At 63.4% G+C, this 20,593-nt stretch carries 20 protein-coding genes and 1 riboswitch; of the genes, 9 read left to right on the forward strand and 11 right to left on the reverse strand.

From position 1 onward, the window contains the following. Positions 1-9: 9 nt before the first annotated feature. On the reverse strand, positions 10-1,056 hold the full coding sequence (locus tag AC1RT2_RS15420) for an ABC transporter permease (RefSeq protein ID WP_493103187.1): 1,047 nt from the start codon (positions 1,054-1,056) through the stop codon (positions 10-12). Next, a complete protein-coding gene (locus tag AC1RT2_RS15425; protein ID WP_493103189.1) occupies positions 1,056-2,588 on the reverse strand; it encodes a sugar ABC transporter ATP-binding protein in 1,533 nt (510 codons plus the stop codon). Before AC1RT2_RS15425 ends, AC1RT2_RS15420 begins: the two co-directional genes overlap by 1 nt. Before the next feature lie 144 nt (positions 2,589-2,732). Between AC1RT2_RS15425 and AC1RT2_RS15430 the strand changes: the two genes are divergently transcribed. Both AC1RT2_RS15430 and AC1RT2_RS15435 read left to right on the forward strand, forming a co-directional pair. Further along, positions 2,733-3,545, forward strand: coding sequence for a helix-turn-helix domain-containing protein (locus tag AC1RT2_RS15430; RefSeq protein ID WP_493103191.1), 813 nt, complete (start codon positions 2,733-2,735; stop codon positions 3,543-3,545). Positions 3,546-3,661: 116 nt separating this feature from the next. Continuing rightward, a complete protein-coding gene (locus tag AC1RT2_RS15435) occupies positions 3,662-4,558 on the forward strand; it encodes a fructose bisphosphate aldolase (RefSeq protein ID WP_493103193.1) in 897 nt (298 codons plus the stop codon). Between the two features lie 87 nt (positions 4,559-4,645). Here the strand turns inward: AC1RT2_RS15435 and AC1RT2_RS15440 are convergent, their stop codons facing one another. The 4 genes from AC1RT2_RS15440 to AC1RT2_RS15455 all read right to left on the reverse strand — a co-directional run bounded on the left by AC1RT2_RS15440 (position 4,646) and on the right by AC1RT2_RS15455 (position 7,813). Beyond that, a complete protein-coding gene (locus AC1RT2_RS15440; RefSeq protein ID WP_493103195.1) occupies positions 4,646-5,422 on the reverse strand; it encodes a MetQ/NlpA family ABC transporter substrate-binding protein in 777 nt (258 codons plus the stop codon). Positions 5,423-5,464: 42 nt separating this feature from the next. Then, a complete protein-coding gene (locus tag AC1RT2_RS15445) occupies positions 5,465-6,133 on the reverse strand; it encodes a methionine ABC transporter permease (RefSeq protein ID WP_069062112.1) in 669 nt (222 codons plus the stop codon). After that, a complete protein-coding gene (locus tag AC1RT2_RS15450) occupies positions 6,123-7,217 on the reverse strand; it encodes a methionine ABC transporter ATP-binding protein (protein WP_493103197.1) in 1,095 nt (364 codons plus the stop codon). The genes AC1RT2_RS15445 and AC1RT2_RS15450 overlap by 11 nt, the downstream gene beginning before the upstream one ends. Before the next feature lie 125 nt (positions 7,218-7,342). After that, entirely contained in the window at positions 7,343-7,813 is a 471-nt protein-coding gene (locus AC1RT2_RS15455) for an Lrp/AsnC family transcriptional regulator (RefSeq protein ID WP_069062111.1), read from the reverse strand. Positions 7,814-7,934: 121 nt separating this feature from the next. Between AC1RT2_RS15455 and AC1RT2_RS15460 the strand changes: the two genes are divergently transcribed. From AC1RT2_RS15460 to metE, 3 genes are all read left to right on the forward strand, one after another. Continuing rightward, positions 7,935-9,218 (forward strand): cystathionine gamma-synthase family protein, encoded by a 1,284-nt coding sequence (locus AC1RT2_RS15460; protein ID WP_493103199.1) that lies wholly within the window; start codon positions 7,935-7,937, stop codon positions 9,216-9,218. A gap of 137 nt (positions 9,219-9,355) precedes the next feature. Further along, a complete protein-coding gene (locus AC1RT2_RS15465) occupies positions 9,356-10,600 on the forward strand; it encodes an aromatic ring-hydroxylating oxygenase subunit alpha (RefSeq protein ID WP_493103201.1) in 1,245 nt (414 codons plus the stop codon). 51 nt (positions 10,601-10,651) lie between these two features. Next, positions 10,652-10,856, forward strand: a riboswitch (cobalamin riboswitch). Between the two features lie 85 nt (positions 10,857-10,941). Continuing rightward, positions 10,942-13,257, forward strand: a complete 2,316-nt coding sequence (metE, locus tag AC1RT2_RS15470) for a 5-methyltetrahydropteroyltriglutamate--homocysteine S-methyltransferase (protein ID WP_493103203.1) — start codon at positions 10,942-10,944, stop codon at positions 13,255-13,257. A gap of 54 nt (positions 13,258-13,311) precedes the next feature. Here metE and AC1RT2_RS15475 read toward each other — a convergent pair whose 3' ends face one another. Continuing rightward, positions 13,312-13,884 (reverse strand): UbiX family flavin prenyltransferase, encoded by a 573-nt coding sequence (locus tag AC1RT2_RS15475; protein ID WP_493103205.1) that lies wholly within the window; start codon positions 13,882-13,884, stop codon positions 13,312-13,314. Next, positions 13,881-15,392 carry a UbiD family decarboxylase gene (locus tag AC1RT2_RS15480; protein ID WP_493103207.1) on the reverse strand — a complete coding sequence of 504 codons (1,512 nt, stop codon included), beginning with the start codon at positions 15,390-15,392 and terminating at the stop codon, positions 13,881-13,883. Before AC1RT2_RS15480 ends, AC1RT2_RS15475 begins: the two co-directional genes overlap by 4 nt. 108 nt (positions 15,393-15,500) lie before the next feature. Between AC1RT2_RS15480 and ubiT the strand changes: the two genes are divergently transcribed. Genes ubiT through ubiV form a run of 3 tightly spaced genes read left to right on the forward strand, consistent with a single transcriptional unit; the run spans position 15,501 to position 17,919 of the window. Then, positions 15,501-16,007 carry a ubiquinone anaerobic biosynthesis accessory factor UbiT gene (gene ubiT, locus AC1RT2_RS15485; RefSeq protein WP_493103510.1) on the forward strand — a complete coding sequence of 169 codons (507 nt, stop codon included), beginning with the start codon at positions 15,501-15,503 and terminating at the stop codon, positions 16,005-16,007. Next, complete coding sequence (gene ubiU / locus AC1RT2_RS15490) at positions 15,998-16,975, forward strand: ubiquinone anaerobic biosynthesis protein UbiU (protein ID WP_493103209.1); 978 nt, start codon at positions 15,998-16,000, stop codon at positions 16,973-16,975. Before ubiT ends, ubiU begins: the two co-directional genes overlap by 10 nt. 8 nt (positions 16,976-16,983) lie before the next feature. Continuing rightward, complete coding sequence (ubiV, locus tag AC1RT2_RS15495) at positions 16,984-17,919, forward strand: ubiquinone anaerobic biosynthesis protein UbiV (protein ID WP_493103211.1); 936 nt, start codon at positions 16,984-16,986, stop codon at positions 17,917-17,919. Positions 17,920-17,928: 9 nt separating this feature from the next. On the opposite strand, the gene AC1RT2_RS15500 is transcribed toward ubiV, so the two are convergent. Then, the gene (locus AC1RT2_RS15500) at positions 17,929-18,390 is read right to left on the reverse strand and encodes a hemerythrin domain-containing protein (RefSeq protein WP_493103214.1); all 462 of its coding nucleotides are present in this window, start codon (positions 18,388-18,390) and stop codon (positions 17,929-17,931) included. Between the two features lie 8 nt (positions 18,391-18,398). After that, complete coding sequence (locus AC1RT2_RS15505) at positions 18,399-18,554, reverse strand: hypothetical protein (RefSeq protein WP_444801846.1); 156 nt, start codon at positions 18,552-18,554, stop codon at positions 18,399-18,401. A gap of 100 nt (positions 18,555-18,654) precedes the next feature. Here AC1RT2_RS15505 and AC1RT2_RS15510 point away from each other — a divergent pair, with 100 nt between their 5' ends. After that, positions 18,655-18,858, forward strand: coding sequence for a hypothetical protein (locus AC1RT2_RS15510; protein ID WP_493103216.1), 204 nt, complete (start codon positions 18,655-18,657; stop codon positions 18,856-18,858). A 108-nt stretch (positions 18,859-18,966) separates the two neighbouring features. Here the strand turns inward: AC1RT2_RS15510 and AC1RT2_RS15515 are convergent. Beyond that, the coding region (locus tag AC1RT2_RS15515) for a beta strand repeat-containing protein (RefSeq protein ID WP_493103218.1) at positions 18,967-20,593 on the reverse strand (1,627 nt) is incomplete at its 5' end.

The raw sequence follows: 20,593 nt of genomic DNA on the forward strand, positions 1-20,593 counted from the left end.
AAGACGGTTTCAGGATTTTGCGGTGGGGCGGCGGGCGTGGCGCACGGAACCGCGCCGGCGCTGGGCGTAGCCGGCGATACCGATCGCCACGAGCAGCGTCGCGCCGTTGAACAGCGGCTCGACATAGAAGGCGCCGCCCATCTGCTGGATGCCCGATATGCCGACGGCGAGAATGATGACGCCGATGATCGTGCCCCAGACATTGACGCGGCCGGGCTTGATGGTGGTCGAGCCCAAAAATGCGCCGACGAGGGCGGGCAGCAGGAATTCGAGGCCGACGCTTGCCTGGCCGATGCGCAGCTTTGCGGCAAGCACGACGCCGGCGAGGGCGCCGATGAGGCCGGAGGCGACGAAGGCGCCGATGACGAAACGGCGGGTGCGAATACCGTTCAGCTCCGCCGCGCGGGAATTGGCGCCGATGGCATAGAGATAGCGACCGATCGGCAGGTAGTCGGAAACGAGCCACAGCGTCACCGCGATGGCCAGTACGTAGAAGGCAGCGATCGGCAGGCCGAAAAGCTGGGTCGTGTAGAGCGCGGTGAAGGCAGGCGGCAGCAGGCCGATGACCTGGCGCCCTTCGGTATGCCAAAGGGCGGCGGCATAGATGAGCGTGCCGGTGCCGAGCGTGGCGATGAAACTGTCGATCTGCGCCACTTCGACGAGCAGCCCGTTGATGAGGCCGAGCAGGCAGCCGCCGGCAAGCACGATCAGCACGGCGACCGACCAGTGCAGGCCGTAGACCGTCTGCAGGCTGATGGCGAGCACATGCCAGATGACGATGCCGTAGCCGACGGTAAGATCGATGCGGCCGGTCATCATGGGGATCATCGCGGCGAGCGAGAGCAGGGCGATTACCGCCTTTTCACCGAGCACGGCCCGCAAGTTCAGCAGGGTCGGAAAGGTATCCGGCAGGATCAGCGAAAAGAACAGTATGAGGGCGAGCGTCAGGAGCGGCAGTCCGTAGACCGGCAGAAGCCGCAGGAGACGGGCGGTACCGGCAAGGCCGGCAAGCTCCGAGCGTGTTGGCTCGAGCGCGTTTGAACGTAGGGATTCCATCAGGCCTCCTCCTGCCTTGACAGCGGTTCCAGGGATGCGGTGTTGAGCAGGCTCTCGACCGAGAGGTCGCTGCCCGAAAGTTCGGCGGTGACCCGCCCGTCGCGGAAGACCAGCGCCCGGTGGCTGATGCCGGCGACTTCCTCGAAATCCGTCGAGATCAGCAGCACGGCGAGGCCCTTGGCGAGCGCCTCGGCCAGCAGCGCATAGATATCGGCCTTTGAGCCGACATCGACACCGGCGGTCGGGTCTTCGAGGATCAGCACGTCCGCGCCGATCTGCATCCAGCGCGCCATGACGACCTTCTGCTGGTTGCCGCCCGACAGCGTCTCGATGGCGGCCGCGGGGTCGTTGGGCCGGATGTCGAAGGTCTGGCCGATCGCGGTGGTCGCCTTTGCCTCCGTGTCCGGATGGGCAAAGTCGGACAGCCGCCGCCCGGTGAGCGCCGGATTGAGAAAGAGGTTTTCCTGCACTGAAAGACCGCGGGCAACGGATTCTGCATTGCGGTCGCCCGCCACCATGGCGATGCCGGCACGGATGGCATCCCGCGGGTGCCGGCTTGTGAGCACATGGCCGTCGCCAAGGACGGCGCGGCCCGAATAGATAGGACAACGGCCGAACAGCGCCCGGCCGACGGCATCCTGGCCGGCACCGCGCAGGCCGACAAGACCAAGCACTTCGCCGCGCCTGAGCGTAAGGGAGACCGGTCCGACATCGGCGGCGACAAGGTTTTCCAGTGTCAAGGCCACCGGCGCGTCGGCCGGCACCGGCGGGCGGACGAACACGTCCTTCATCCTGCCGCCGATGATCAATTCGATCAGGCGGGTGCCGTCGAGCCGGCCGATCGGTTCGTTGGCGACGCGAAAGCCGTTACGCAGCACGACGACGCGGTCTGCGATCGCAAACACCTCGTCCAGCCGGTGCGAGACATAGATGATGGCCACGCCGCGGCCACGCAGCCGCATCAGCACCGCGTGCAGCATCTCCACATCGGATTGGGGAAGGCTCGCCGTCGGCTCGTCGAGCACGAGCAATTGCGCGTCCCGTGCCAGCGCCCGGGCAATCGCAACGAGGGATTTTTCCGTGCGCGTCAGATCCTGCACGCGGGCGTCCGGATCGATCGCGTCGGATACCAGAGCCAACGCGTCGGCGGCGCGGCACCGGGCGGCCCGCCAGTCGATGAAGCCCAGCCGGCGTGGGTAGCGACCGTGCATTAGGCACATGTTCTCCGCCACGGTCATCCATTCGATGAGACCGAGATCCTGGTGGATGAAGGCGATGCCGGGATGGCCGTCGCGCGGGTCGAAGCGCGTGCCCCGGAAGCGAAATTCGCCCGCATCGGCACCGTAGACGCCGGCAAGCATCTTGATCAGCGTCGACTTGCCAGCACCATTCTCGCCGAGCAATGCCAGGATCTCGCCGGTTCGCACGGCAAACCCGACATTGCTGACCGCCTGCGTGCCGCCAAAGCGCTTGCTCAGCCCTTCAAGCGACAACACGGCATCCTCCGCCGCCCATGCGTCGATCAGTGTCATCGTGGTGATCCTCCCCAGGACATCGCTGCGGCTTTGTCCGCTTTTCGATGTTGTGATGATAAAGTGCCAAAATCGGACTTGTCCTGCATTCGATAATCGGCCATTTTTCTCCTGAAATCGGCCAATCGGATGTGGAGGCGCAGGATGGCGGACAAGATCGGTGCAGAACGGTATTTCGACGTGACCGCCGAGATGGTCAGCCATGCGCGCCTCTTCGGCACGGGTCGCTTCGATTTTGCCAGCGAAGGCGAGGGCGGCGGCCAGCTCGTGCGCTGCACGGCCGGCGAGCTGGAGCTGTTCGGCCATGCCGGCGAATGGGTCATTCCGGCCGATCACATGGTCTATATTCCACCCGCCCGCCCGTTCCGCCTGCGGGCGCGGATCCCGTCGGCGGGTATTGTTGCGAAATTCTGCGCAGGAGAAGTGGCCTGGCAACACAATGGCTGCTGGGTCGGCGCAGTGAGCGATTTCGCCGGAAGCATGACCGACTATGCCTCGCGTTGGAGCGCCGAGGCGGCGGAGCGGGACAGGAAGGCGCGCTGCTTCTTCGTGACGTTGGGCGAGATGCTGCCGAAATGGTTCCGGCACGACCGCATCCTATGGACGCCCTATGCCGAAAACTCTTCGATCCAGAAGGTGATCGACTTCGCCAGCCGGCGCGGGCCGGGGGTCACCCTGCCGGAGGTCGCCGACCATGCCGGCATGTCGGAACGCACCCTGCGGCGCCACCTTCAGGCGGAGCTCGGCCAGAGCTGGCGGGAGTTCATCCGCGAGATGCGCATGAACCGTGCAATGGAACTCCTGCGCAAGGAGGGACGCTCGATCACCGAGACCGCCTTCGAAGTCGGCTTCTCCTCAAGCTCCGCCTTTTCAAGTGCGTTTTTCGGCTATGTCGGCAAGACGCCTTCCGTCTATGCGAAGGCCTACAGCCGCCACCAGCGCACCAGACCCGCCTGACGGCAGGGCAAGGGCCTAAAGCCGCCCGTTGCCGACCGGCGTGATCGGTGGCAGAACATTTGCGTGGAACAAGCGAGGCCGTGTGCATTGCCGCCGGCCCGCAACGGGAGGGAAGCATGACCGACGCAAAGATGATGGCGCAGATGACCGGCGGGGAGGGTTTCATCGCCGCCCTTGATCAGAGCGGAGGCTCCACCCCGGGAGCCCTGCGGCTCTACGGCATTGCCGATTCCGATTATAGTGGCGACGAGGCGATGTTTCGTCTGATGCACGAGATGCGCGTGCGCATCATGACGGCATCCGCCTTTTCCGGCGACAAGGTGATCGGCGCCATCCTGTTCGAGAAGACCATGGACGGCGAGGCGAAGGGCAAGCCGGTTCCCAATTATCTATGGGAAGACCGGGGCGTCGTGCCCTTCCTCAAGATCGACAAGGGCCTTGCCGCCGAGGAGAATGGCGTACAGGTGATGAAGCCGATGCCCGATCTCGACGTCCTGCTGGCGCGCGCGGCGAAAAAGGGCATTTTCGGCACCAAGATGCGCTCGGTGATCGGCGATGCCGACAAGACCGGCATCGCGGCCGTGGTAAAGCAGCAGTTCGAGGTGGGCCGGCAGATCCTTGGCCACGGTCTTATCCCGATCATCGAGCCGGAAGTCTCGATCAAGAGCCCGACCAAGGCGGAAGCGGAAGCCATTTTGCGCGACGAAATTGTGCGCGAACTCGACGCCCTTCCGGCGGGCCAGAAGGTGATGCTCAAGCTCACCATCCCGACGGTCGCGGATTTCTACAAGCCGCTCATCGCTCACAAGGCGGTCATCCGCGTCGTGGCCCTGTCGGGCGGCTACAGCCGCGCTGATGCCTGCGAAAAACTCAGCCACAACCACGGCATGATCGCCAGTTTCTCGCGCGCCCTGACGGAGGATCTGCGCGTGACGATGAGTGGCGGCGACTTCGACGCCAGCCTCGCCAATACGATCGACCAAATCTACACGGCGAGCGTTGTGAAGGCCTGATGGCTTCGATTTGAAGCCCGACGCTGTTCTCTGGAACAGCGTCGGGCGTATATCGTTTCGAACGCCTGAATCGGCGTTAAGGACCGATTACCAGGACGGGATCAGGGCGCCCTTGAACTCTTCGTTGATGAAGGCCTTGATGCTGTCGTCATGGTAGGCTTCGACAAGCGTCTTGGCCCACGGCGCATCCTTGTCGGCGCTGCGCACGACGATCACGTTGGCATAAGGCGATTCCTGGCCTTCGATCGCGATGGCGTCGGTCTTCGGATGCAGGCCGGCTTCCAGCGCGTAGTTCGTGTTGATGACGGCCGCATCGACGTCGTCGAGCGAGCGGGGAAGCTGTGCGGCGTCCAGTTCGGCGAACTGGATGTTCTTCGGGTTCTCGGTGATGTCGGCGGGGCCGGCCTTCAGGCCGACATCCGGGTTGACCTTGATCAGGCCTTCCTTGGCGAGGACGAGAAGCGCGCGGCCGCCATTGGTCGGGTCGTTCGGAATGGCGACGGTCGCGCCGTCGGCCAGTTCGCCGAGGTTTTTCACCTTCTTGGAATAGACACCCATCGGCGTGGTGATGGTCTTGCCGACGCTGACGAGATCAAAGCCGCGATCGGCGATCTGGTTGTCGAGATAGGGCTGGTGCTGGAAGGAGTTGGCGTTGAGGTCGCCATCGGCGAGCGCCTGGTTCGGCACGACGTAGTCGGAGAATTCCAGGATCTCGATGTTGAGGCCCTTCTTGGCCGCGACTTCCTTGACCTTTTCCATGATCTGCGCGTGCTCGCCGGGCGTCACGCCGACTTTGATGTCTTCGGCGAGCGCCGGGATGCTGATGAGGGCCACAACGGCCACGGTGGCGAGGAACTTGAACATGTGTATCTCCTTGATGATGACACGGCTTGGGAGGATGGAAAGTCAGGTCTTGCGGTTGCGCTTGTCGAAGCGCCGGGCAAGCGCGTCGCCCGCGCTCTGGACAAGCTGAACCAGGACGATCAGCACGATCACCACGGCCAGCATCACTTCCGGCATGAAGCGCTGGTAGCCGTAGCGGATGCCGAGATCGCCGAGACCGCCGCCGCCGACCGCACCGACCATTGCCGAATAGCCGATGAGGCTGACGATGGTCATGGTGAAGGCAAGCAGGATCGACGGCCGGGCTTCGGCCAGCAGCACCTTGAAGACGATCTGCATCGGCGTTGCGCCCATGGCGCGCGCCGCCTCGATCAGCCCCTTGTCGACCTCGCGAATGGCGGCCTCGACGAGACGCGCAAAGAACGGAACGGTGGCGATCGTCAGGGGCACGATGGCCGCTGTGGTGCCGATGGACGTGCCCGTCAGCAAGCGTGTGAACGGGATGATCGCCACGACCAGGATGATGAAGGGCGTGGAACGGGCCGCGTTGACGACGAGCCCGATCGCCTGGTTGAGCGCTGGCGCCGGAAAAAGTTCGTTCCTGCCGCTGGTGGCCAGGAAGATGCCGATCGGCAGACCGATCAGCGAGCCGACCAGCCCGGAGACGGCCACCATATGCAGCGTCTGCAGCAGCGACTTCCAGAGAAGGTCGAACAGCATCTCAGGCGACATAGCCGAGCACCTCCGTGGAAAGGCCGGTTGCGGCATAGAAGCGATCGGCGCGCGTAAGCACCTCGGGGGTCGCCGGATAGGCAACGACCAATGTGCCGAAGGGCTCGCCGGCGATCTCTTCGATCGCACCGGCGAGAATGTTGACGTTGCCACCGATTTCGGTGACGAGCTGCGCCGTCAGCGGCTGGAAGGCCGTCGCGCCGAAAAAGGTAAGCCGAACCAGAATGCGATCGCCCGATGCGGGCGCGGCCTTCAGGCCGGTGCGCAGCCATTCCGGAAGATTGGTGCCCACCGTGGACGACAGCAGGATCCGCGTCGTTTCGTGTTTGGGCGCCGTGAAAATCTCGAAGGTCGGTCCCTGTTCGACAATGCGGCCCTTGTCGATGACGGCGACATGCGAGGCGATCGTCTTGACCACCTCCATCTCGTGCGTGATGAGCAGCACCGTCAGGCCGAGTTCGGCGTTGATCTGCTTCAGAAGCGCCAGGATGGACTGCGTGGTCTCCGGGTCGAGTGCGGACGTCGCCTCGTCGGACAACAGCAGCTTCGGCGATGTGGCGAGCGCCCGGGCGATGCCGACACGCTGTTTCTGCCCGCCGGAAAGTTCGGACGGATAACTCGCCGCCTTGTCGCCAAGGCCGACGAGATCGAGAAGCGGGGCGACCTTCGCCTTGATCGTAGCGGCATCGAACCCGGCGATCTCGAGCGGCAGCGCGATATTGTCGAAGGCGGTGCGCGAGGACAACAGATTGAAGTGCTGGAAGATCATGCCCACTTCGCGGCGCAGGCCGCGCAAGCCCGTCTCGCTGAGCTGCCCGACTTCCGTACCATCGACCACCACGCGCCCGCCGCTTGCCTTTTCAAGGCCGTTGACAAGTCGGATGAGCGTGGACTTTCCGGCACCGGACCGGCCGATGATGCCGGTGATCGCCCCGCGGCCAACCGTCATGTCGACGCCGTCAAGCGCAACGAAGGCATTGGCGTCGTCGCCGTAGCGTTTGGTCACGCTCTCGAACGTGACCATGGGCGTGGACTGCGCTTGCTCCCGCAGGGCGGCGTCGTCCACGGCGGTTGGAAGTGTCATTGTCTACTCACACTCTACGTCCGGTCATGGCGGCGAGATAGCACTGCGGCGAGGCTCTGCGAAGATGCAGTGCGCGATTTTAAAGCGACCCACTGTCACAGCCTATCGGCCTGCGCCCGGACATATCATAGTCCGATACCGTGTTTGCGGGATTTGATCGTGTTCATCACAAAACTTGTTTCAATCGTGTCGACGCAATTCAGCTTGGCAATCTTGTCTTTTATGAAGCGCTCGTAGGATTCGAGCCCCGCGCTCATGACGGTCAGCACATAGTCGCGCGAGCCGGTCACCAGCTGGCATTCGATCACTTCGTCCCAACTGCGGACCGCATCCTCGAACATGCGGATTTCGTCATCGTGCTGGCGGCTGAGGCGGATAGAGGCGATGGCTGTCATCGTCCAGCCTTCGAGAGCCGGATCGACAAGGACGGAATAGCCCCGGATGATGCCGGTTTCCTCAAGCCGTCGCAACCGGCGCAGGCACGCCGATGCGGAAAGGCCGACGCGCTCCGCCAGTTCGTTGTTGGTGAGGCGCGCATTGGCGGAAAGTTCTTTCAAAATCCTTCGGTCAACGCCATCCGCAATTTTTTGCGCCACTTTTGAGAAAACTCCGCAAGAACTTGCGCCCAGCATCATGAGATCGCGCCAAATAGCAAGAACGCACCACTGAATCTGGTATAATTTGCGGTTGAGCCTCTAACACTCCAGGAGACGTTCCATGACCGCGCCGCATCCGTCGAGAACCCATATCGGCAACCATGCCCTGCATCCCGAAACGCAGATGCTGAACTATGGTTATGACCCGGAACTCTCCGAGGGTGCCGTCAAGCCGCCGGTCTTTTTGACCTCGACCTTCGTCTTCAAGTCGGCCGAGGATGGCCGCGACTTCTTCGACTATGTTTCGGGCCGCAAGGAGCCGCCGGAGGGCAGGGGCGCCGGTCTCGTCTATTCGCGCTTCAACCATCCCAACAGCGAGATCGTCGAGGACCGTCTTGCCGTCTACGAGCGGACGGAAAGCTGCGCGCTGTTCTCGTCGGGCATGTCGGCGATCGCCACGACGCTGCTGGCCTTCGTACGGCCGGGTGATGCCGTGCTGCATTCGCAGCCGCTTTACGGCGGCAGCGAGACCCTGCTGGCAAAGACGTTCCTCAATCTTGGCGTTTCCGCCGTCGGTTTCGCCGATGGCGTCAACGAAGAGTCGGTGACGGCTGCGGCCGAGGCGGCCATGCAGAAGGGCCGTGTCTCGGTCATTCTCATCGAAACGCCGGCAAACCCGACCAACAGCCTCGTCGATGTTGCAATGGTCCGCCGCGTCGCCGACAGGATTGGTGAAAAGCAGGGCCATGTGCCGATCGTTGCCTGCGACAACACGCTGCTCGGGCCGGTCTTCCAGCGGCCGATCGAGTTCGGAGCGGATATCTCGCTCTATTCGCTGACGAAATATGTCGGCGGGCATTCCGACCTTATCGCCGGGGCGGCTCTTGGCCCCAAGTCGGTCATGAAGCAGGTGAAGGCGCTGCGTGGGGCGATCGGCACACAGCTCGATCCCCATTCCTGCTGGATGCTCGGGCGCTCGCTGGAGACGCTGCAGATTCGCATGGAACGCGCAAACAGCAATGCCAAGACGGTCGCGGAGTTTTTGCGGGACCACCCCAAGGTCGAGCAGATCCATTATCTGCCCTTCAACGATCCGGCTTCGGCCGTCGGTCGCACCTTTGCCGCCCAGTGCAGCGGCGCGGGCTCCACCTTCTCCTTCGACATCAAGGGCGGGCAGCCAGCTTCCTTCAGGTTCCTGAACGCCCTGAAGATCTTCAAGCTTGCCGTCAGCCTTGGCGGCACGGAATCGCTCGCGTCCCATCCCGCCACGATGACGCATTCAGGAATTCCCGTTGAGGTTCGCCAGCGCATTGGCGTGCTCGAATCGACAGTGCGTCTGTCGATCGGCATCGAGCATCCCGATGATCTGGTTGCTGATTTGGCCCTGGCGCTCGACGGCGCCTAGGCGCGCCGTCCTTTCAGTTCGGAACGCGCAGGACATCGTAATCGATACTATCGATTAATCGTGCGCCTTTCGTGATCTTGCGGAAAGGCATCGCCCCTAAATACTCTGTTGGGCACTGATATTTAGGGGCGCCCAGCATGGCCAATACCGCCGAAGCCGTAATCGACAGGACTGCCGACCGTATCGACTGTCTCGTCGCCGAACATCGGGCCGGCCATGGCCTAGCCCGCGCGTTCTACCACGACCCGGAAATTTACCGGCGCGACATGGAGCGGGTCTTCCGACGCCACTGGCACTGCATCGCCCATGAAAGCGTGATCCCGAACGCCAACGACTTCGAGGTTTTCCGCATCGACACCGAACAGGTGATCGTCACCCGGGCGGCGGATGGATCGGTCAACGCCATTCTCAATGTCTGTCGCCATCGCGGGGCGGAAGTCTGCACCAAGCAGAAGGGCAATGCGCGCGTCTTCGTCTGTCCCTATCATGCCTGGACCTACGGCAATGACGGCAGCTTGCGCGCGGCGCGCCTGATGCCGAAGGATTTCAAGCGCGAGGACCATGGGCTGAAAAAACTCCATGTCCGCGTCGTCGAAGGCTTGATCTTCATCTGCTTTGCCGATGAACCGCTCGATTTCTCCGAGGTGGAAAACCTGCTGCGCGCCACCTGCGGGCAATATGGCTGGGCGAGCGCCAAGGTCGCCTATCGCGAGACCTATCCGGTCGATGCCAACTGGAAGCTGGCCGTCGAAAACTATGTCGAGTGCTACCATTGCGGCCCGGCACATCCGGAATATTCGCAGACCCATGCGCTCGAACAGCCGCTGCATATGATCGAGGCGTTGAATGAAGCGATGGAGGCGCGCACCTGCGCACTCGGCATCGAAGTCGGCTCGGGCAACCACTGGCAGACGTCGCGCGAAGGCCGCGAGGCGATCCATGCCTTCCGCTATGCGCTTTATGACGGCGTGCAGAGCGGCAGCGAGGACGGCAAGGCCGTTGCGCCGCTGATGGGCCGCTTTTCCGATTTCGACGGCGGCGTCACCTCTATCCATCTCGGCGGCACGACTTTTCTTGTCTGTTATCCCGACCACGGCATGATCTACCGCTTCATCCCGAAGACGGCGGGGACGTGCGAGATGGAACTGATCTGGCTCGTCGACGGCAAAGCGGAGGAGGGCAGGGATTACGATCTCGAAAAGCTCACCTGGCTGTGGAAGGTCACGACGGCGGAAGACAAGACGATCATCGAGCACACGGCGCGCGGTGTGCAGTCGCACTATTTCGTGCCCGGGCCGATCGCGCCAATGGAGCAGAACGAGCTTCGCTATATCGACTGGTATCTCGAAGAGATCAGTCGCCCGGACGGCGTGGGCGCATAAGAAAAAGATATAAAGATATCTTTATATCATTGACGAATGACTCCGGACAGACGATGATCCCGCCATCGAGGTTCTTCGGGTTCCGATCCGAAGCTAAGAGGGAATCCGGTGCGACCTTCGGGTCCATGCCGGAGCTGCCCCCGCAACTGTAAGCGGCGAGTTTCGTCCACCATGTCACTGAGGAAGACGCCTCGGGAAGACGGACGCAAGCGCTGACCCGCCCCCGATAGATAACGTCCACGGGCGGGGTGTCCCGGTGTGCCGCTTTTGCGACCGGCCACCTGTGCGCCGCCGTCGTCGATGCGTCATTCCTCCCTGCCCATAACCTACGGGGTAGGAAAATGACCATCAGAACTGCAAATCTCGGTTTTCCCAGGATTGGAAGACATCGCGAGCTGAAATTCGCGCTCGAAGCCTATTGGTCCGGCAAGGCGGACCGCACGTCGCTGCTCGACGTCGGAAAGACGCTGAGGGCGGAAAACTGGAAGCTCCAGCAGGAGAAGGGGATCGACGCGATCCCGTCCAACGATTTCTCCTTCTATGACCACGTTCTCGATACCGCCGTCATGGTGGGTGCCATTCCGCCGGCCTACGGCTGGACCGGCGGGCCTGTCGACCTCGACATCTATTTCGCCATGGCGCGCGGTGCGACCGGCGGCGAGCATGCCGCCTGCGGCCACGCCCATCACGGGCAGGGCGTGCCGGCGCTCGAAATGACGAAATGGTTCGACACGAACTACCACTACATGGTGCCGGAATTTTCCGCCGACCTAGCCTTCGCGCTGACGGAGAACCGGCCGCTGCAAAGCTTCCTGGAGGCGAAGGCGCTCGGTATCCACACCCGTCCCGCCCTCCTCGGCCCGGTCACTTTCCTGAAGCTCGGCAAGACGCGGGATGGGTCGGATGCCCTCGACCTGCTCGACCGTCTTCTGCCGGTCTATGGCCGTATTCTTGCGGAACTCGCCGAGGCGGGGGCGGACTGGGTGCAAATCGACGAGCCGTGCCTTGTGCTCGACCTTTCCGACAAGGAGCGCGATGGCCTGAAGCGAGCCTATGCGGCCCTGTCGAAGGCCGCGCCCGGTCTCCGCATCCTGCTGGCCGGTTACTTCGGGCGTCTTGGCGAAAACCTTGGCACAGCGGTCAGCCTTCCCGTCGCCGGCCTGCATGTCGATCTGGTGCGCGCACCGCAGGAACTGGAAACGATCGCCGAAACGGCACCGGGGACGCTGCATCTCTCGCTCGGTGTCATCGACGGCCGCAATGTCTGGCGGGCGGATCTGGCGTCGCTGGCGCAGCGGCTCGTGCCGATCATTGCGCGCCGCGGAGTGGGCAACATCGAGATCGCGCCGTCCTGCTCGCTGCTGCACGTGCCGATCGATACCGCGCTTGAAACGGCACTCGACGACGAGCTTCGTTCCTGGCTCGCCTTCGCCACGCAGAAGCTTGAGGAACTCGCGTTGCTCGGCCGTCATGCCGAAGCCGGTGCCGTCGAGCAAGGCGGTGCCGTCGCTGCCCGCCTGACCTCGGTGCGCGTGCACGACCCGCTCGTCCAGGGCCGATTGAAGGCGCTGGAGGGTGCGGCGCAGACGCGCAACCTGCCGTTTGGCGGGCGCCAGGCGATCCAGCGCCGGCGTTTCGGCCTGCCGCTTTTCCCCACCACCACCATCGGCTCCTTCCCGCAGACGGCCGAGGTGCGCAAGGCGCGCGCACGCCATGACAAGGGCGAGCTGAGCTATGTCGACTACAAGGCCTTCCTCGAGCAGGAGACGGCCGCAGCCATCCGCTGGCAGGAGGAAGTCGGCCTCGACGTGCTGGTGCACGGCGAATTCGAGCGCAACGACATAGTGCAGTATTTCGGCGAGCAGCTTTCCGGTTTTGCCTTCACTCGGCACGCCTGGGTGCAGAGTTACGGGTCGCGTTACGTGCGTCCGCCGATTATCTTCGGCGATGTGTCACGCCCGAACCCGATGACCGTCGGCTGGTGGAAATATGCGCAGTCCCGCACCGAAAAGCCGCTGAAGGGCATGCTGACCGGGCCGGTCACCATCCTCAACTGGTCCTTCGTGCGCGACGACCTGCCGCGCGAAACCGTGTGCCGCCAGATCGCGCTGGCCATTCGCGACGAGGTGCACGACCTCGAGGAGGCCGGTGCCGCGATGATCCAGATCGACGAGGCTGCCCTTCGCGAAGGCCTGCCGCTGCGCCATTCGGATTGGCAGGCCTATCTCGACTGGGCCGTGGAATGCTTCCGCATCTGCGCCAGCGGCGTTGCCGACGAGACGCAGATCCACACGCATATGTGCTATTCGGAGTTCAACGACATCATGGCGGCGATCGCGGCCATGGATGCGGACGTCATCTCGATCGAGACCTCGCGTTCGAAGATGGAACTGCTCGATGCCTTTACCGGCCGCGGCTATCCGAACGAGATCGGCCCGGGTGTCTACGACATCCACTCGCCGCGCGTGCCCGATGTTGGCGAGATGGAAACGCTGCTTCGCCTCGCCCGCGAGCGCCTTGCCGACGGCCAGATCTGGATCAACCCGGATTGCGGCCTGAAGACGCGCAAGTGGGAGGAGGTGCGGCCCGCCCTCGTCAACATGGTCGAGGCCGCTCGCCGGCTTCGGACGGCTGCAAGCACGCCCGCGGTAGCGTAACACAGGGGAAGCGCCGGTTTTCCGGCGCTTCCCTTCCATGCCCGACCGATGCCGTCAGGCGTGCCAGCTCTTGGAAAGGGGTAATCGGGACAGAGCGAGAAGGTCGATCGCGCGGGTGGCGAGGTGATCCACGATCTCCGCGACGGATTGCGGAAGATGATAGAAGGCCGGTACGGGCGGCATGACGATCGCGCCCATTTCGGTGACGGTGCACATATTGCGCAGATGCCCCAGATGGAGCGGCGTCTCGCGAGTCATGAGCACCAGCCGGCGGCGCTCTTTCAACTGCACGTCCGCTGCGCGCGCCAGAAGCGTGTCCGTGCGGCCTGTCGCAATCGCAGAAAGCGTCTGCATGGAGCAGGGCGCGACGATCATGCCATGGACCGGAAAGGAGCCGCTGGCAATCGACGTCCCGATGTCGTCGTTCGGATGATGGCGATGGACGAGGGACTGAAGTCGTTCCAACGTGGTCGGGTCGCATTCCAGGTCGAGTGTGCGTCGCGCGGCATCGGAGACGACGAGATGCGTCTCGATATCCGCGAGTGTAGCGAGCAATTCGACGATGCGCATGCCGAGTGCGGCCCCGGACGCGCCGGATATGCCGACGATGACGCGCGCAATGTTCATGGCGCGATACCCTCAAGGCCGAGGGAGGCCCAGAGACCGTCGATACGGGCGGTAACGTCCGGTGCCATCGCCAGGATCCGGCCCCATTCGCGGTTCGTTTCGGTACCGATCTTTGTGGTGGCGTCGAGACCGAGCTTGCCGCCGAGGCCAACCTTTGGAGAGGCGAAATCGAGATAGTCGATCGGGGTGTTTTCGACACACATCAGGTCGCGGCCCGCGTCAAAGCGGGTGGAGAGCGCCCAGATCACGTCTTCCCAGCGTCTGACGTCGATATCGTCGTCCACCGCGATGATCAGCTTGGTATAGGTGAACTGCGGCAGCGTGGACCAGAGGCCCATCATCACCCGCCGTGCCTGGCCGGGATAACGCTTGTTCATCGAGACGACCATGGCGCGGTAGGAGCAGTCTTCGGGCGGCAGCGAGAGGTCATGGATTTCTTGGAATTGCCGTTTCACCAGCGGCACGAAGAGTTCATTCATGGCCTCGCCGAGCCGCGACGGCTCGTCCGGCGGGCGGCCGGTATAGGTGGAGAGATAGAGCGGGTTCTTGCGCATGGTGATCGCCGAAAGCGTCATCACCGGAAAGCGTTCGACGGCATTGTAGTAGCCGGTATGGTCACCGTAGGGACCTTCTTCGGCCTCCGCTGTGGCCGAAACCATGCCCTCGAGCACGATTTCCGCATTGGCAGGCACCGGCACGGGAACGCTCACGCCCAGCGCGGTTTCCTGCCGCCGCCCGCCCAGCACGCCAGCAAAACTCAGTTCGCTCAAACCGTCCGGTAGCGGCATCACGGCAGAGAGGATCGTTGCCGGATCGGCACCGATGACCACTGCAACCGGCATGTCGCGTCCAAGCGCCTGCCAGAGGCGGTGGTGACGGGCGCCGCCACGGTGCGCCAGCCAGCGCATGATCAGCCGGTTCCGGCCGAGTTTTTGCATACGGTAGATGCCGACATTGACGTCTGCAGGGTCCTCGGGTGCACGCGTGATGACAAGCGGCCATGTGACGAGCGGTGCCGGTTCGCCCGGCCAGCAGGTCTGGATGGGCAGGCGGTCGAGATCGACTTGATCCCCCCGCCAGACGATTTGCTGGCAGGGTGGACGCCGTGTCTCGCGCGGGTTCATCGAGAACGCGGCCTTGAGATGCGGCAGTTTGTGCCACGCATCGCGCAGCGAGCGCGGCGGCCGCGGATCGCGCAGATCGGCGAGGAAGTCCGCAAGACGCGGCAGGCCACCGACTTCGAGCCCGAAACCCCATTCGATGCGCTCGCGGGTTCCAAACAGGTTTGCGAGGAGAGGGATCGGCTGGACGCGCCCTTCCGCATCGACCGGGCGCTCGAAGAGAAGTGCCGGCCCTTCATCGGCCAGCACGCGGCGGTGGATTTCCGTCATCTCGTGGACGAGAGAGACAGGCTCTGCAATGCGCTTCAGCCGTGCGCGTCGCTCCAAGAGCGCCACGAAATCCTGCAGGCTGTCGTAACGGCGGGGAATGGCGGCATCGGCTTTCATGCCGCTCCCTTGCCGGGAAAAAATGTCGTGGTCTTTGAGCTGGCGCAAACTCCGCAAGCGCAAGGCTCCCTAGGGTCTAACCATTCGTTTCTCGCCGGGGTCCTGTTCATGTCGTCTCTTCCTCCCTTTCTCGCAAAACCGGTCGATATGGCGCCGATCTGGCTGGTCGAGAGGATGGCGCGCCTCGTCTTTTCCGGGGTGCTTAAGGCTCATCCCGGCCTTTTCGAAAGGCTCGGTCCGTACCAGAAGGTCCGCTATGGTTTTTCGCCGACCGACCTGCCGCTGCATTTCATCGTGGTCCCGGAAAAACGTTCGCTCAGCGTGTCGCGAGGCCAAGCGCCATCGGCGGATGCCCGCATCGGCGGACCGCTCGTGTTGCTGCTTGGGCTTCTCGAAGGGCGGTGTGATGCGGACGCGCTGTTCTTTTCGCGCGACCTTTCGGTGACGGGCGACATGGAGGCCATGTTGGCGCTGCGCAATGCTCTCGATGACAGCGCGATCGACCTGCCAAGCGAACTCGGTGCGTTGGCCGGGCCGTTTTCGCCGCTGGTTTCGGGTGTCGCGCGATATGTCCGCACCAAGACCCTCGAAGGGAGGGTCCCCGCATGGAACTGATCTGCCCGGCCGGCACGCCTTCCGCCTTCCGCGAAGCGGTGGAGGCCGGAGCCGATGCGGTCTACTGCGGCTTTCGCGACGAGACCAATGCCCGCAATTTTCCCGGCCTCAATTTCAGCCGTGAGGAACTGCGCCAGTCCATAGGGCTTGCCCGCAGCAGACGGGTGCAGACCTTCGTCGCGCTCAACACCTTCATGCGGGCGGGCGATGAGGCGCTTTGGCATCGGGCGGCAGACGATGCGGTGGCGATCGGCGCCGATGCGCTGATCCTCGCGGATTTCGGTCTGATGGCCTATGTGGCGGAGAAGTATCCGGAACAGCGGCTGCATGTGTCCGTCCAGGCCTCGGCCTCGAATGCCGATGCAATCCGCTTCCTCATCGAGGCTTTTGGCGCCAGGCGCGTCGTGCTGCCACGCGTGCTGACCGTGCAGGACATTGCCCGGCTGACGCGGCAGATCGCCTGCGAGGTGGAGGTCTTCGCCTTCGGCGGGCTCTGCGTGATGGCGGAGGGGCGCTGTTCGCTCTCCTCCTACGCCACCGGCAAATCGCCCAACATGAATGGCGTCTGCTCGCCGGCAAGCCATGTGCGCTACCGACAGGACGGCGCGGACCTCGTCTCGGAACTCGGCGCCTACACGATCAACCGTTTCGGCCCCGGTGAAGCCTCCGGCTATCCGACGCTGTGCAAGGGGCGTTTCGCGATTGGCGACGTGGAAGGCTATGCCTTCGAGGATCCGGTCTCGCTCGATGTCATCGATGAGATCGATGCGCTCCGGGCGGCCGGCGTCTGCGCGCTCAAGATCGAGGGGCGACAGCGCGGCAAGGCCTACGTCGCGGAGGTCGTGTCTTCGCTGAAGAGGGCGCTCACCGCGGGCCCGCCCGAGCGGGCCGCGCTGGTGGCCCGGTTGCGCGCGATGAGTGAAGGCCAGCGCACCACGACGGGCGCCTATGACAAGCGCTGGCGATAGGAGACGACATGCCGCAGACCAACAAACCGGCTCTCAGCCTTGGACCGGTCTACTTCCTGTGGGACGGGCCGAAATGGCGCGACTTCTACTTCCGCATCGCCGACGAGGCGGACCTTGCCCATGTGACGCTGGGTGAGACCGTCTGCTCCAAGCGCCAGCATTTCAGCGAGCCGCATGTCGCAGAGGTCGTCGAGCGGCTGGAAGCGGCTGGCAAACGCGTGACGTTCTCCACGCTCGCTATGGTGACGCTGGAGCGGGAAAGCCGGTATGTCCGTGATCTCATCCGCGACAGCGCCCACCCGGTCGAGGCGAACGATCTTTCTGCACTTGGCCTCGTCAAGGACCGACCGCATGCGATCGGCCCGCTGGTCAATGTCTACAATGCCGCAACGGCGCGCCTGCTTGCGGCGCGTGGCGCAGACAACATCTGCCTGCCGCCTGAGCTGCCGGCGGGTTCCATCCTGCAGATTTTGGTCGCAATGCCCGGCTTCTCCTTCGAGATCTTTGCGTTCGGCCGCATGCCGCTCGCCATTTCCGCCCGCTGCGCCCATGCCCGCTCAAAGGGACTGACAAAAGACAATTGCCAGTTCATCTGCGGCGAGGAGCCAGACGGCCTGCCGCTGCGCACCCTCGATCGCCAATCCTTCCTCGTGTTGAACGGCGTGCAGACCATGTCGAGTAGCTGTGCCGTGTTTCTCGATGATCTAGCACCGCTGGTGGAGGCGGGACTTTCGCGTGTCCGGCTCTCCCCACAGGATTGCGACATGGTTGCGGTGGCCGGTATTTACCGTGCGGTCCTCGATGGCAGGATGGACGGCGCGGAGGCGATTGCGGACCTGTCGGGCGTCTATCCGGGCGTGCGCTTCTCGAACGGTTTCCTGCACCAGCAGGAAGGGGCGGCCTGGGTTTCGCGCGGGCGCAACACGGCAATCGGGCACGGTTGAGCCGCCGGTTCAGGCGAAAATGGTGCGCGCGTCGGCTTTGGCGGAGATCAGCGCCTCCATCATCATCTGTTCAGCGAAGACGTGGCGGCGAAGCGCTTCCTGAAAGCCGCTGACCATGCGCGCAACCGTCTCAGGCGAGAGGGCGCATCGATCGTTCGCGGCGGCTTTCAGCGTCAGGGACAGCTCTTCGGCAGCAAGCCGATCGCAGCGATGTTCCGCCTTCAGGCGTTCGATGGTCATGGCGGCGAAGCAGGAGCCGGCGTGACGGTCGAAATCGGGAAAGAGCAGGCGTTCCTCAAGATCGTGGGCGGCGTGGAGAAGCGATGGGATCGTCTCCGCAAGCTCGCGCATGTCGCCTGTGACACCCGGTTCTCCCGCACCGTCTTCGAGACGAAGGCACAGGTCGAGCAGGCGGTGGTGAAGCGCTTCCAGCTGGCCGATATCGGCGGCATCGAGGCTCGGTTCGCTCATGAGATCTCCTATTGGCCGAAGAACAGCACGGCAGCGATGACGATCGACGCGCCGACGGCGGAAAGCGTACCCGCGCCCTGCAGGACGCCCATGCGATAGAGCATCATGGCAAAGCCGGCGATGACCGGGGCTGCGACGACGAGGCCGAACTGTGCATCCGTCATGCAAGGATCCTTTCGTTTCACCACCATTCTGCCGCGCCGGCCGCCGCTACTCTTTGTGCCGGCGCAAAGAAGCCAGCGGCTTCCGACGCTACGAAAGGCCATGGCGACGATAGACGGTGCGGACATTGGAGGCGGAAGGCCGTTCGCTCGGATGGTGCGCAGTTGCGCCACGAAGCGATCCGTCGCCGGGCAAGGAAAGTTCGGGCCGGACTTCGCTCGCCGATTACGTGACGAGCAGGCGTATCACGACGACATCTGGCAGCTGGACGACATCGTGGCTGCCCTCGCTGCCGAGGCCAACTAACAGAGTGCGCACCCGTTTGAAGCCGACGTCGACCGGCAGTCTTCAAAAAAGGCGCCGGACCTGCCGGCGCCTTGCGTATTCGGTCCGTTCGTAGGGCGCTACTGCACCCTAGACGATGAAGAAGTCCGCGTTACTGATGCCGAGGCCAGCAGAAAGGGTAGCGAACAACACTGATCCACCCCCCGCACTGCCGTTGGAATCGTAGTACAGTTCCCCAGTATCAGTTTCATAGATGATGCGGTCGTTCAGATCGCCGGCCGCGCCGCTGGCATTGGCGACAAATTGCGCGGCGCTGAGCACACCGACACCGACGATTGCGTTGAAGATGGCATTGTCCAACCGGATCGTGTCGTTGACGAAGCTGAAGTCGGTGATCGTGTCGACGTTTGTTGCTCCGAGCGCTGTGTTGAACAGGAACGTATCGTTTCCGCCGCCCCCTGTCAGCGTGTCATTGCCGGCCCTGCCGTTCAGCGTATCGTTGCCATTGCCGCCGATCAGGCTGTTGCTACCGCTGTTGCCAGTCAGCGCATCGTTGAAAGCGGAACCGGTCAGGTTTTCGATCGACGAATAGATGTCGCCCGCTGCGTCGCCGGTATTGCTGGCGGGGGTTGTCAGGCTTGCGACCACGCCGGCCGTCGCCGTCTGGTAAGAGGCCCTGTCCGATCCAGCGCCACCGGACAGCGCATCAGCACCTGCGCCGCCGATCAGGGTGTCGTTGCCATCCTGTCCGGCTAGGCTGTCATTTCCGCCGAGCCCGGAAATGGTGTCGTTGCCACCAGCGCCGGAGATGCCATTGGCGCCGCTGTTGCCCGTCAGCGCATCGTTGAAGGCCGAGCCGGTTAGATTCTCGATCGAAGAATAGGTATCACCCGCGGCTTCACCTGTATTGCTGGCCGGGGTCGTCAAGTTTGCGACTACCCCTGCTGCCGCCGTCTCATAGGACGCGCGGTCGGTTCCAGCACCGCCGGATAGAGCATCCGCCCCTGCTCCGCCGTTCAAGACGTCATTGCCGTCCTGCCCAGCCAGATTGTCGTTCCCACCGAGACCAGTAACTGTATCGTTGCCGTTTCCAGCAGCAATGCTGTTGGCGCCGTTGGAGCCGGTCAGTTTGTCATTGAAACTGGAGCCAGTGAGGTTCTCGATTGAGTTGAACGTGTCACCTGCTGCGTCGCCGGCATTGGTTGCCGGGCTGAGGAGGGCCGCGATGACGCCTGCCAACGCCGTCGCATAGGAGGCACGATCGGTTCCCCCGCCGCCGGATAGAGCATCGGCTCCCGCACCACCGATCAGGACGTCGTTGCCATCGTTGCCGAACAGATTATCGTTTCCGCTAAGTCCGGAGAGCGTGTCGGCACCATTGCCGCCAAGAATGCTGTTGGTGCCGTTCGTGCCCGTCAGCGTATCGTTGAAGGCCGAGCCGGTTAGATTTTCGATTGAATTGTAAGTGTCGCCGGCGGCCTCACCCGTGTTGCCCGCGGGACTGGACAGGTTGGCAATCACTCCAGCCGCCGCTGCCGCGTAGGAAGCACGGTCGCTGCCTGCGCCACCGGAAAGGCTATCCGCCCCCACACCGCCGAGCAGGACATCGTTGCCGTCGTTGCCGAACAGGCTGTCGTTTCCGCTAAGTCCGGAGAGCGTGTCGGCACCATTGCCGCCGAGAATGCTGTTGGTGCCGTTCGTGCCCGTCAGCGTATCGTTGAAGGCCGAGCCGGTTAGATTTTCGATTGAATTGTAA

The sequence above is a fragment of the Shinella sp. GW821-FHT11G07 genome (assembly GCF_058808115.1).